The 13144-nt window shown below is 32.4% G+C and carries 10 protein-coding genes and 1 pseudogene; 9 read left to right on the forward strand and 2 right to left on the reverse strand.

Translation table 11 applies throughout. From position 1 onward, the window contains the following. The first annotated feature begins 156 nt into the window (after nt 1-156). Nucleotides 157-1445, forward strand: a pseudogene (gene arsB, locus HMPREF2629_RS01365) (arsenite efflux transporter membrane subunit ArsB). 177 nt (nt 1446-1622) lie between these two features. Then, nucleotides 1623-3017 (forward strand): YfcC family protein, encoded by a 1395-nt coding sequence (locus HMPREF2629_RS01370; protein ID WP_049420671.1) that lies wholly within the window; start codon nt 1623-1625, stop codon nt 3015-3017. 119 nt (nt 3018-3136) lie between these two features. Here HMPREF2629_RS01370 and HMPREF2629_RS01375 read toward each other — a convergent pair whose 3' ends face one another. Further along, on the reverse strand, nt 3137-4321 hold the full coding sequence (locus HMPREF2629_RS01375) for an MFS transporter (protein WP_017174748.1): 1185 nt from the start codon (nt 4319-4321) through the stop codon (nt 3137-3139). A gap of 130 nt (nt 4322-4451) precedes the next feature. On the opposite strand from HMPREF2629_RS01375, the gene HMPREF2629_RS01380 reads away from it, so the two are divergent. The 7 genes from HMPREF2629_RS01380 (at nt 4452) to HMPREF2629_RS01410 (ending at nt 12049) form a co-directional block, all read left to right on the forward strand. Then, nucleotides 4452-5342: a LysR family transcriptional regulator gene (locus HMPREF2629_RS01380; RefSeq protein ID WP_048761092.1), complete on the forward strand. Its 891-nt coding sequence runs from the start codon at nt 4452-4454 to the stop codon at nt 5340-5342. Between the two features lie 106 nt (nt 5343-5448). Continuing rightward, complete coding sequence (locus HMPREF2629_RS01385; RefSeq protein ID WP_017174750.1) at nt 5449-6228, forward strand: (S)-acetoin forming diacetyl reductase; 780 nt, start codon at nt 5449-5451, stop codon at nt 6226-6228. A 449-nt stretch (nt 6229-6677) separates the two neighbouring features. Next, complete coding sequence (locus HMPREF2629_RS01390; RefSeq protein WP_017174751.1) at nt 6678-6917, forward strand: hypothetical protein; 240 nt, start codon at nt 6678-6680, stop codon at nt 6915-6917. A 266-nt stretch (nt 6918-7183) separates the two neighbouring features. Beyond that, on the forward strand, nt 7184-8887 hold the full coding sequence (locus HMPREF2629_RS01395; RefSeq protein ID WP_070813085.1) for an ABC-ATPase domain-containing protein: 1704 nt from the start codon (nt 7184-7186) through the stop codon (nt 8885-8887). Between the two features lie 367 nt (nt 8888-9254). After that, complete coding sequence (locus tag HMPREF2629_RS01400) at nt 9255-9695, forward strand: MarR family winged helix-turn-helix transcriptional regulator (RefSeq protein WP_070813086.1); 441 nt, start codon at nt 9255-9257, stop codon at nt 9693-9695. A 17-nt stretch (nt 9696-9712) separates the two neighbouring features. Beyond that, nucleotides 9713-11056, forward strand: coding sequence for a dihydrolipoyl dehydrogenase family protein (locus HMPREF2629_RS01405; RefSeq protein WP_070813088.1), 1344 nt, complete (start codon nt 9713-9715; stop codon nt 11054-11056). Between the two features lie 135 nt (nt 11057-11191). Beyond that, a complete protein-coding gene (locus tag HMPREF2629_RS01410) occupies nt 11192-12049 on the forward strand; it encodes an ABC transporter substrate-binding protein (RefSeq protein WP_070813089.1) in 858 nt (285 codons plus the stop codon). A 76-nt stretch (nt 12050-12125) separates the two neighbouring features. Here the strand turns inward: HMPREF2629_RS01410 and HMPREF2629_RS01415 are convergent, their stop codons facing one another. Beyond that, complete coding sequence (locus tag HMPREF2629_RS01415; RefSeq protein ID WP_049419892.1) at nt 12126-13121, reverse strand: YeiH family protein; 996 nt, start codon at nt 13119-13121, stop codon at nt 12126-12128. Nucleotides 13122-13144: the final 23 nt, after the last annotated feature.

Raw genomic sequence — 13144 nt, forward strand, 5'->3', positions numbered from 1 at the left:
TTTAAATTAAGACATTTTACAACGTTTTTCTTTTTATTATGATACGATGAATAAGATTGTAGGAGGTTCGGAGCAAATGAAATATAAAAATACAACATTTCATTTTTCTAGGGATACATGGCAGTATTTAAAGCATAAAAGTGATGATGATAGATGATGACTTTTTTAGCCATTACCATTTTTGTACTCACATTAATTTTTGTAATTTGGCAACCCAAAGGATTAGATATTTCGATTACTGCTGTAATTGGTGCAGTTGTAGCACTTCTGACGGGCGTAGTAGGATGGTCAGATGTTATGGAAGTGACGAGTATAGTATGGAATGCAACGCTAACATTTGTGGCTATTATTCTTATTTCACTTATTTTAGATGAAATTGGCTTTTTTGAATGGGCAGCACTTCATATGGTAAAGGCATCTCAAGGCGATGGACGAAAGATGTTTATTTTCATTATGATACTTGGAGCGATAGTAGCAGCATTTTTTGCGAATGATGGGGCAGCACTTATTCTCACTCCTATAGTATTAGCAATGGTACGTCACTTAGGTTTCAAAGAAAAGATGATATTTCCATTTATTATCGCCAGTGGTTTTATTGCGGATACTACATCTTTACCGTTTACAGTGAGTAATTTAGTAAATATTGTTTCAGCAGATTATTTTAATATTGGATTTGTAGAATATTTAAGTCGTATGATACTTCCAAATATATTTTCATTAATCGCAAGTATTATTGTATTGTGGCTTTATTTTAAAAAGGCAATGCCAAAGCAAGTGGATATAAAAAAATGAAGGCACCTCAATTAGTTATTAAAGATGCTTCATTATTCCGTATATCGTGGTTCGTATTAGTTTTATTACTTATAGGTTATATGATGAGTGAGTTTGTTCGTGTGCCTGTCTCTATTATTGCAGGTAGTATTGCTCTTATTTTTCTTATTTTAGCGGCGAAATCGAATGCCGTTCCAGTTAGAAAAGTTGTAAAAGGCGCACCATGGAATATTGTTATATTTTCACTGGGAATGTACTTAGTTGTCTTTGGTTTGAAAAACGTGGGAATCACTCATGTGTTAGGTCATATATTTTCAAATATCGCGCATCAAGGTTTATTTACTAGTATTATGGGTGTTGGTTTTATCTCAGCTATACTCTCTTCAATAATGAATAATTTACCTACCGTACTCATTGATGCGATTGCCATTCATCAATCAGCAGTTACTGATGTACTCAAGGAGGGAATGATATATGCTAACGTAATAGGTTCAGATTTAGGACCTAAAATTACACCGATTGGTTCTTTAGCTACATTGTTATGGCTTCATGTTTTAGCTCAAAAAGGAATTAAAATATCATGGGGCACCTATTTTAAAACAGGTATCGTTATTACCCTTCCAGTTTTATTCATGACCTTACTAGGTTTATATTTAACATTAAAATTGATATAGACAGACTTATTAAAAAGAAGCCAAAAATGATATGATTTTTGGCTTTTGTTATATAAAACAAAAAGTTTAAAATTATTAAAAATGTAATATTATCATTTTTGTTTAAATAGGTTATGATAAATTATATATATTTTGATTTTTGATTCATATGTAATGAATAACAAGGGGATGACATAAATGAAAAAGAATAAAACTGGAAAGTTTAAACTAGAAATGCCGCACACCTATGCAATATTAATGTTGATTATAGTAATTTCCTGGTTACTTACTTATATTATTCCTGCTGGAGAATATGCGAGAGAAAAGAAAAACGGACAAACCATAGTTATTCCTGGTACCTATCACACAGTATCTTCAGAACATCTAAATTTTTTGAATATATTTAGAGCTGTCCCAGAAGGATTGATTAGTGGGGGAGAAATTGTTTTTTATGTATTTTTAGTGGGTGGCGCTTTTGGAATTGTCCACAAAACAGGTGCTTTTGAAAATGGTGTAAATAAAGCTATGAGAGTTTTGGGAAAAGCCAACTTTTTAATGATCCCACTAACGATGATCATCTTTTCAATATTAGGTTTTACAATAGGTTTAGCTGAAGAAACTATTATATTTGTTCCCATTGGTATTATTATTGCTCGTACCTTAGGTTATGATGCATTAACTGGTGCTGCCATGGTTATTTTGGGGGCAGCTAGTGGTTTTAGTGGGGGCATGTTAAATCCTTTTACAGTTGGGGTGGCTCAAACAGTTGCTGAACTTCCAATGTTTTCAGGTTGGGGCCTTCGAACTATCATATATCTTTTTATATTAGCAACGGCCATTTCAACTGTAATGTTATATGCTAGTAAAGTTAAAAAAGATAAAACTAAAAGTATTGTGTATCATTTAGAAAAAGAAGAAGGACAAGTTGATCAAGATCTCGATTATCAACATTTTAGTAAAAAACAAGCATTTAGTTTAATGATTATTATGGCAACTATCCTCTTCAATATATTTGGTATTTTTAAATTTGGATGGAGTTTCAATGAAATGAGCGCTAATTTCTTATTTGCAGGAATTTTAGCGGGCTTAGTAGGTGGCTTAGGGTTTAATGGTACGTTTGATGCTTTAGTAGATGGAATGAAAAATATTCTATTTGGAGCAATGATTGTTGGTGTCGCAAAAGGAATTATCGTACTGTTAGAAAATGGGAAAATCATAGATACCATTGTTCATGCATTGACGACCTTATTATCAGATGTACCAACGTCATTAGTGATTATAGCTATGTTTATTTTACAATTCATTCTTAATTTCTTTATTCCATCAGGTTCGGGTCAAGCATTAACGACGATGCCCTTAATGGTTCCTATCTCTGATTTGTTACATATTAATCGTCAGCTTACTGTCTTAGCCTTCCAATATGGTGATGCAATAAGTAATATTCTATTTCCTACATCAGCAATTTTAATGGGAGCTCTAGCTGTAGGTAAAATTTCTTATACTGAATGGTTGAAGTTTGTATGGAAACCTATATTAATATGGATAATTATATGTAGCGTTGCTATGTCTATTGCTTTAGTAATAGGATACTAAAAAAATCAGGTAAGACTGACGGTTGTCTGAAGTTAGTGAGATGGATGTCTTAAAAATCTTGTGAAAATAACGAAAGAGCGTGTGTTCGTGTTAAATGAACGCACGCTCTTTTTTATACATTAACCTTTTGATGAAGTACTGTTTTGATAACGACCATGTACAAAGAAATATAAAATCATTGCAATAATAATTAGACCTGCCATTGCAAGATATAAATAGCGATAGCCCATAAATGGAATGAGTAGACCTAAAATGAAAGGACCCATGCCTGCACCAAAGTCCACAAAGATATAGAACGTTGATGTAGCTAATCCCATCTTACTAGTGGGTGATTGTTGAATGGCAATGGCTTGTGCAGTTGGAACGATGGTTCCATAACCAAAGCCAATAAATGCTGCAGATAGTAATAGTAAAAATGGAGAACTTACTATACTTAAAATAGCTAATCCTATTGCAAAACTTAGAAGTACAGGATACATGACTTTATTTTCGCCAAAATGATCATAAATTTTTCCAGTGAATGGACGTGTCACAAAGGTCACAACTGCAAATACAATAAAGAAGAAACTAGATGCAGTAACTAAATGTAACATTTCACTGTATATTGATAAGAATGAAAGTACACTTGCATAAGCAATTCCTACTAAGATGACGACACATGAAATAGGCAATGCTTCTTTTTGTAAGAAAGCACTGAGACCTTTAGGACGTGATTGTTCTTCAGTAACTATGTCATGATTCATCGGTAATTTTTTAATTAATAAAGTAAAACTAAATGAAACGACAATGCTAATCAAACTGATGCCAAAAATTGAAGAAAATCCTAAATTATTATTTAATACTAGTCCTAAGAATGGGCCAAAAGCGGAAGCAAGCGTTACGCTTAAACCGTAGTAACCGATACCCTCACCTTTACGTTCTTCTGGAATTAATCTAGAAGAAATCGTACCCGTTGCTGTTGAAGAGAAACCAAAGGCAATTCCATGAATAAAACGAACGAACATCAAAATAAGAATACTATGAATTGTAAAATATAAAGCGATAGCTATAATAGAGCCAATGACACCGCCAATGAGCACATTCTTAGGTTGCAGATGATCGATGATTCTTCCAGCGCCTAATCTTCCAGCTAGCATGCCAATGATAAATACACCAGCTGCTAATCCGCCAATACTTTCTGAAGCATGGTACGTTTCGATTGTGAATTGTGTAATTGTCACAATAAGCATGTAGTGAATTAAATACATAAATAAATTCACAATCGTTACAAAGATAAAGTCTTTTGACCATAAACGTTGCGACATGTTTAACCTCCTCTATTTAATCCTATTTATCTTAAGTTATACTTAATTATTATAATATTAGCTAGACTTAATGTATAATTAGAATAATTTAATTTAATATAAGTAAAACTAATATAAGGGAGGAGAACATATGAATTTTGAACAGCTAATATATGTTAAATCAGTATACGAACAAGAATCAATGATTCGTGCAAGTGAACTGATGCATATTAGTCAATCTGCCATGAGTCAATCGATTGCTAATCTGGAAACAGAATTAGGATATTCATTATTTTATCGCTCCAGAAAAGGGACAATACCGACAGAAATTGGCAAACGATTGATTCCAAAAATATTGGAAATTTTGGAAGCGAAAGAACATCTCATGCTAGAAGTAGAACGTTTACAAACACATATAACAGGAAAATTAACCATAGCCACTATACCAACGTTATTTCACAAACTACTTCCTAAAGTCATTTCTCAATTTAAAGTGGATTATCCAAACGTAGATATTGAAGTTATAGAATCTGACCGTGAAAATATTATAAAAATGTTGAGAAATAATGAGATAGATTTAGGATTAATTGGTAAAAAAGAATCAGATAAAACAATGTCATTAATTCATGAATTTCCTCTTAATTTATCGACGAATTTTAAACTTATTGTACCTGCTAAATCTAAACTTACGTTTAAAGATACTGTTAATTTAGAGGATATTAAAGACTATCCTTTTATTCTCTATGATCGTAGCTTTTACCATCATCATTTGAAAAAATTCGAAGAAGAAAATGGGGAATTAAAAATTGTATTTCGTACGCATAATCCCATCGTTTTATTAAGAACTGTTGCAGAAGGCTTAGGTGTAGGTATGATTTCTAGTTACATGATCGAAGACGAACCCATTTTAAATGACGAATACATTGAGGCCATACCTCTAGGCCATCCTTTTGATTATTCAGTGTATTTTACAGCGATAGTCAATGACAACAGAAAAAATGAAACCTCTTTATTACGATTTATTGATTATTTAAAGAAGTAATCATTAACAAAACTTTGTTCAAAAGTTCACAAACTTTTCATAGTATTTTACATACAAAGTGCTAACATAATAATTGAAAGTTATATTACTTTAAGAGGTGTAGTAAATGGACAATTCTAAAAAAGTAGCACTTGTTACAGGTGCAGCACAAGGTATTGGTTTCAAAATAGCAGAACGTTTATTTAATGACGGTTTTAACGTTGCTATTGTCGATTTTAATGAAGAAGGCGCAAAAAAAGCTGCTGAAGCACTTTCAAAAGAAGGTCAAGAAGCAGTAGCATTTAGAGCTGACGTATCCGACCGTGAAAATGTTTTTGATGTGACACGTAAAGTTGTAGAACATTTTGGAGAGTTAAATGTAGTTGTAAATAATGCTGGTTTAGGACCAACAACACCTATTCATACAGTAACACCTGAACAATTTAATCAAGTTATCGGAGTAAATGTTGGAGGCGTATTCTGGGGCATTCAAGCAGCTTTAGAACAATTTGAAAAATTAGGTCATGGCGGTAAAATTATAAACGCAACATCTCAAGCAGGTGTTGAAGGTAATGCGGGATTATCTTTATACAGTAGTACTAAATTCGCAGTTCGTGGATTAACTCAAGTTGCTGCACGTGATTTAGCTGACAAAGGTATTACAGTAAATGCATTTGCACCAGGTATCGTTGAAACACCTATGATGGAAGGTATTGCTAAAAAATTAGCCGAAGAAAATAATCAACCAGAAGAATGGGGTTGGAAACAATTCACTGATCAAATCACATTAAAACGTTTATCTAAACCAGAAGATGTAGCCAATGTGGTTGGTTTCTTAGCTAGCAGTGATTCTGATTACATTACTGGTCAAACTATTATTGTTGATGGCGGTATGAGATTCCACTAATTTAAACAACAAATATATATTATTATTTTTAAAACTGATACGCACCCCAAAAGTTGGACTTAAAATCTAACTTTTGGGGTGCATTTTTATATTCTTTTAGTAGATACTATCTGCATATTGATGAAATACTTAACCTTATTGTTTTTTTATGTACTAGTCTAATTGATGACAACGTTACCTTTCCTATAAATATAGACCAATAATGATTGGACTCATCGCAATTGTATAACTCATTAAAAATGAGTAATTAGCAAAAATAATAAGCAATAAAAGCTAATACACCTACAAGTAACAAAAAGATTTAGAGACGCAATCAAAGATAAAATACGCTTATTTAGATATTTATTAATGAGAGTGTTTTATATTTTTAAAAAATAATGATATATAGTAAATTTAAATGTAAATATAGTATATAATGTTATTAATATCTTACAGAAAGGAAGACATCAATGAGAATAAACAATATGAATATAGTTTCTGGTATCTTATGTGTATTATCATTTCTACTTGCAGTTTCGATTACATTTACAGATATGTTTTGGTATTTACCTGGCTTTTTTGTCATGCTATTGTCAGTGGTTTCAAGTGTTGTAGGTCTAATGAGTAGCAGCAAAGTATTTAATGGTATCACGTTATTTTTAACAATTATTTTCTTTCTTATTTTTTCAAGTCCATTATTACTTGCTTAGAAAAGAAAACGATTTTATATAATATTAATATGAATGGCAATATTTACAGCTATTGGTGTACTCGCGATGTTCTTTGTGATTAAGTATCTTTCAGAAACACGGGGGCGCAGTTTAGCTAAAATTGAACATGATTTATGATGACGAACAAATGTTAAATCTGAATAACGTAATGTATATCGCTACTTCAATGATTTGGAGTAGTGATTTTTTATTTTTTTAAAAAAGGGTAAACATAAAAAAGCAATGTTATGAACGGAGGAATTAAGATGAAACAGTCAAAAGATTTAGAACGATTACTTAAATCTTTAGACGGACAAAAATATGGCGCTTATAAACGAATGAAAGGGATATATCAATTTGATCAATTCCATCTAGCTATCGATCATGTCCAAGTCGATCCTTTTGCGCCACCTTCAAAAATGCGTGTCATTATTGAGAAACATGAGACTGAAATTCCTAATGAATTATTAGACACTAAAGATAAACGTATAGCGACTTCAGACTTTTTAACTCGAACAGTGGATACCCAGTTAAAACATTTCAATCGTACAGTGAAAGGTTCGGGTAAAAATGGGAAGATCTTTATCGATCATCCAGGACAAGAGATACTCGAACGTACATCTGTAGTGATTAATGATAAAGAGATTGAAATACGTATTGAAGTTGGACTACCGGCAGCTGGACGTAAGATTCTAGGAAAAGCAGCAGCATATACGATAATACATGGCATTCCTCAAATAGTAGAAAAAGCGATACGATATAAAAATTTAAATCAACAAGCATTGAAAGAACAAGTTGTATTAAAACTAGACCAGACCTATATTAGACAACAACTTGAAACAGAGCATTTAGTCGCATTTGTGGCAAATGGTTCAATCTTGCCAAGAAAAAGTGGTGTTTCAGACGCTCCAATGAAAGGTGCCATTCAATTCACAAGTCCTAAGAAATTTGAACATACATTCAATCTTCCAAGTGGTCGGTCAGTCACAGGGATGGCTATTCCACAAGGGATTACACTTATTGTCGGTGGAGGTTACCATGGTAAATCGACACTATTAGAAGCGCTTGAGCGTAGTGTATATGATCACATTCAACATGACGGTCGAGAATTTGTGGTGACTCAACATGATGCAATGAAAATACGTGCTGAGTATGGTCGAAACGTTGAAAATGTCGATATTAGTCCATTTATTGATAATCTGCCAGGAAAGAAAGATACGACACACTTTTCTACAGAAAACGCAAGTGGTAGTACATCTCAAGCCACAAATGTAATCGAAGCTTTAGAAGCAGAAAGTTCATTATTATTAGTCGATGAAGATACATCAGCTACCAATTTTATGATTCGTGATGGTCGCATGCAACAACTGATTGCTCCAGAAAAAGAGCCGATTACTCCATTTTCTAATAAAGTAAAATCATTATATGAAGATTATAGTGTTTCTACTATTCTTATTGTTGGCGGTTCAGGAGATTACTTTGATGTTGCTGACCAAGTGTTAATGATGGATGAATATCATTTAAAAGATGTAACAGAAGAAGCAAAAGAAATTACGAATACTGACGGCTATAAGCGAGAAATTGATGGTAATCAGTCATTTGGAGTGCTATCTCATCGCATACCGTTAACAGATTCTTTCTCTATAAAAGGAAAAGAAAAACGTTTTAAAGCAAAAGGATTACATTCTATTATGTATGGTCATGAGCCTATTAACCTAACAGGATTAGAACAACTTGTGGATGATAGTCAGACCAATGCTATTATGGTGATGTTAGATTACTTTAGACGTCATGGTATCAATAATCAGAATTCCATAATTCAAGCAACAAATGAAATGTATCGCTTAATTGAGCATGAAGGATTAGAAGCGCTCTCTCATTTTAATGGACATCCAGGAAATCTTGCCTTACCTCGTAAACAAGAATTTATCGGTACCTTAAATCGATATAGAGGATTGAAAGTGAAATAAAAAGAGTATATCTTATCTTTTTTAGTAGGCAGGTAGTCTTACTTTTAAAAAATTAAAAGTCTGATTAATAGTGAAACATCTGAATTAATAACGGAAGAATACGAAAAATCACGAAAAAAAGGTTAAAAAATAAATATTTACCGATTGGACATAAGTAAACCAAAGACTTATTTTTCTTTTATTAAAGAAAAGTGAGTCTTTTCTAATTAAACTAGCAAAAGTATTAGGGAGTGAAACAGTAAATTTAAAATAAATTCTATTCTACACCTTCAATATTTTAGAAATATTTGGATATTTATCATTTGATTAATCGCGCGAGATTGTTTATACTGAAATCAATCGCGAACGATAGAAAAGAGGTGCTGTGTTGAAAAAGGATGAAATGACATTAGCGAATCAATTATGTTTTTCTGCATATAATGTGAGTCGCTTATTTGCTCAATTTTATGAACAACAACTAAAGCCATTTGGATTAACGTATTCTCAATATTTAGTGTTACTGGCTTTATGGGAAGAAGATAATCGAACATTACATGAGATTGGTAGACAACTTGATTTATCAAGTAATACGTTGACACCACTTTTAAAAAGATTAGAACAATCAGGATGGGTCATAAGAGAACGTTCTGAAACTGATAAACGTCAACTGATGGTGACACTTACTGAAAAAGCACATCAACAACAAGAAGCAGTTTTTGAAGCGGTAGCCGAATGTTTACCTTCAAATTTTGATAAAACGAAATATAACCAAGCAAAAGACGTATTAGAACAATTAGAACATGGTTTGAAACAACTCAATAAAAAATAAAGGAGAGGATGAGTTAAATGAAAACATACGACGTTACATTTATTGGTAGTGGACATGCAGCTTGGCACGCAGCTTTAACATTAAAACATGCAGGTAAAGAAGTAGCAATTATCGAAAAAGAGCGTATTGCGGGAACATGCACAAACTGGGGCTGTAATGCTAAAATCTTACTTGAAAATCCATTTGAAGTGTTAGAAGAAGCAACACACTATCCAGGTATTGTTGAATCACAAAATCTTAAAGTAAATTGGTCAAACTTAATGGATTATAAACATAAAGTGATTGATCCAATGGCTGGTCAGTTAAAATCATTATTTGAACAACAAGGTATTGATGTATATGATGGTACAGGTGTAATTAAAAATGAACATACAGTTGAAGTAAATGGTGAATCGATTGAAACTGAAAATATCGTCGTTGCGACAGGTCAACATAGCAATAAATTACCTATCGAAGGTAAAGAATATACACATGATAGCCGTGACTTCTTATCGATGGAAGACACACCAAAAAGTATCACATTCATTGGTGGCGGAATTATCAGTATCGAATTTGCATCTATCATGATTAAAACTGGCGCTGACGTTCATGTGGTTCATCATACAGATGAGATTTTACCAGGATTTAACCGTAATCATGTAGATAAATTAGTTAAAAAATTAGAAGATGAAGGCGTTAAATTCTATCTAAATGAAAATACAGCTGCAGTTAAAAAAGAAGGAGACGCGTTTACACTAACAACTGAATCTGGATTATCAATCCATACAGAATATGTACTTGATGCAACAGGAAGAGTTCCAAATGTTGAAGGTATTGGATTAGAAAATGTCGGTATCAATTATAGTAAAAAAGGTATTGAAGTAGATGAGTACTTAAGAACAAATGTTAAAAATATTTACGCAAGCGGTGACGTTTTAGATAAAACGATTCCTAAATTAACGCCAACTGCGACGTTTGAATCAAACTACATTGCTGCACATATTTTAGGTATGGTACAAGATGAAATTAAATATCCAGCTATTCCTTCGGTACTTTATTCGCTTCCACGTTTATCACAAATTGGTGTAACTGTAGAAGACGCAAAAGAAAATGATCAATATACAGTAAAACATGTGCCATTCGGTAAACAAATGGTATTCGAATATAAGAATGAAACAGAAGCTGAAATGTATATTGTACTAGATGAACATAAACACTTAGTAGGTGCTGAAATCTATGCAGATGCTGCCAATGATTTAGTAAACTTACTTGTATTTATCATTAATCAACGTTTAACAGCTAAAGAATTAAGTCAATTGATTTTTGCTTTCCCAGGCGCTTCAACAGGCGTGATCGATTTATTAAGATTAAACATGCTATAGGTAATAATAAAACGGTTAGTCCTTGTGACTAATCGTTTTTATTACGGAAGAATGCTATGTTTAAATTTCTCTAAAATGTAAATAACTATATTGTACGAAAAATGAAACGTCATCTCATTTGGAGGGATTTATATTATGGTTAAAGAATTTGAATCAAATGGTGTTAACGTAGAAATACCAGATGAATTAGAATCAGTTGTTGCGTTAGAATATTCTTTTGTAGAAGCATTAGCTAAATTAGAATTGAATGTCACAGGTATTGCTGATGACAAAGATAAAAATAACTTAGAAGATTCTATTAAACGATTAGTAGGTAACTACACATCTGTTGGTTCACGTTTAGAGCCTGATACAGAATTAATTAAAAAAGCAGAACCACAATTAATACTAGCAGATAAAACAAGACATGAATCAATATTTGAAAAATTAAATACGGCAGCACCAACAGTATTATTAGAAAGTTTTGATGCTAACTATGACCAAAGTATTGAAACATTTAAACAAATTGCAGAACTCGTATCTAAAGAAGATAAAGGCCGTGAACTTGTTGTTCAACACAATGAAAAAGTTGAAGACTTAAGCAAAGATATTAAACTTGATAAAGACTTATCAACTATTGCTGCTGTACCAACACATGATGGCTTATATGTTCATGCATCACATTCATATGTTGGACAATTCTTGCAAAAAGTTGGTTTTAATGGTTCTATTCCTGAAGATATGGAGAACCACCTACCTGAATATATGGGTGCAGATTACTTAAAAGTAGATACAGACCGATTTGCAAGCTTCAATCCAGAACGTATATTGATTATGGTAGATGAAGATAACAAAGCAGATTATGAAAAATTAAAAGAATCAGAAGCGTGGTCAAATATTGAAGCAGTTAGAAATGATCGTGTACACGATGTAAACCGTGAACGTTGGGCAAAATATAGAGGATTAATCGCTTCAGAATTAATCTTAGAAGATTTAACAAACATTGAAGAATAATGATTAAAAAAGCGTGCATTTCAAAATGGTGAAATGCATGCTTTTTATTTTAAATATAAGCATATAACATGTTTACTTATTTAAATATTATAGAAGTAACTAAGAGAGTCACACCAGACAGACAAATTGAAGTTATACATATCACTATGAAAGGTTTAAGTGCTTTTGAAATAACTTCTTTTAAAACGATATTCAATCCTAGAGCAACCATCGCCATTAACATACATACCGTTGTAATAACATTTATAATATTCATAAGTAATGAAGGAATAGGAACAAATGTATTGATAAAAGCCATTATGATAAATCCAATGAGAAAGTAAGGAATATCGATTTTTTGTTGTACTTGGCTTGAGTGTGACTTATAACGCATATACAAAATTAAGACAATGCTTAATGGAATAAGTAAAAACACACGGCCTAATTTTCCAAGTAAAGCAAATGTCATTGCCTCTGGCCCGCCAATATCTGCTGCTAAGACGACATGAGCGATTTCATGCAAACTCACACCTGTCCAAGCGCCATAAGTTATAGTAGGTATGTTAAAAATAGCCTCGATAGCTGTATAAATAAGTGCAAATATAGTTCCAACTAGTGCAATAATACCTACACTTATTGCAATGTCTTTTTCTTTAGATTTTAAGATTGGTGCTGTAGCTGCAATAGCTGCAGCTCCACATACTCCTGTACCAATACCAAGTAGTATAGAGATATCTTGATTTCCTTTAATAATTTGATTCAAAATTAAAGTTAAACTTATTGAAAAGATAATTACGATAATATCAATAAGTAGTAATTTCCAGCCTTTACCTAGAATATCTCCCATATTTAATTTTAACCCATATAAGATAATCGCAAATTTTAATAAACGTTTCGATGCGAACGTAATACCTGGACGAATGTGTTCTGGATATCCCATCACTTGGCGATATAGCATCGCAAAAATGATAGCAATAGCTAATGCCCCAATCGTATGTAAAATAGGAAATTTAGCTAATATATAACTGATCATTGCGATCATAAATGTAAACATAATACCTTTCATAAATGAAGGCTGCGTGATTGATTTCATAGTACTTTCACCTCGATATGAAA

Source organism: Staphylococcus sp. HMSC034C12 (assembly GCF_001835895.1).
GTDB classification, from domain to species: Bacteria; Bacillota; Bacilli; order Staphylococcales; family Staphylococcaceae; genus Staphylococcus; species Staphylococcus hominis.

Excerpts from the sequence above, each read along its gene's own strand:
- HMPREF2629_RS01375 (WP_017174748.1), bottom strand. The coding sequence starts at position 4,321 with ATGTCGCAACGTTTATGGTCAAAAGACTTTATCTTTGTAACGATTGTG.
- HMPREF2629_RS01370 (WP_049420671.1), top strand. The coding sequence starts at position 1,623 with ATGAAAAAGAATAAAACTGGAAAGTTTAAACTAGAAATGCCGCACACC.
- HMPREF2629_RS01395 (WP_070813085.1), top strand. The coding sequence starts at position 7,184 with ATGAAACAGTCAAAAGATTTAGAACGATTACTTAAATCTTTAGACGGA.
- HMPREF2629_RS01415 (WP_049419892.1), bottom strand. The coding sequence starts at position 13,121 with ATGAAATCAATCACGCAGCCTTCATTTATGAAAGGTATTATGTTTACA.
- HMPREF2629_RS01380 (WP_048761092.1), top strand. The coding sequence starts at position 4,452 with ATGAATTTTGAACAGCTAATATATGTTAAATCAGTATACGAACAAGAA.
- HMPREF2629_RS01410 (WP_070813089.1), top strand. The coding sequence starts at position 11,192 with ATGGTTAAAGAATTTGAATCAAATGGTGTTAACGTAGAAATACCAGAT.
- HMPREF2629_RS01390 (WP_017174751.1), top strand. The coding sequence starts at position 6,678 with ATGAGAATAAACAATATGAATATAGTTTCTGGTATCTTATGTGTATTA.
- HMPREF2629_RS01405 (WP_070813088.1), top strand. The coding sequence starts at position 9,713 with ATGAAAACATACGACGTTACATTTATTGGTAGTGGACATGCAGCTTGG.
- HMPREF2629_RS01385 (WP_017174750.1), top strand. The coding sequence starts at position 5,449 with ATGGACAATTCTAAAAAAGTAGCACTTGTTACAGGTGCAGCACAAGGT.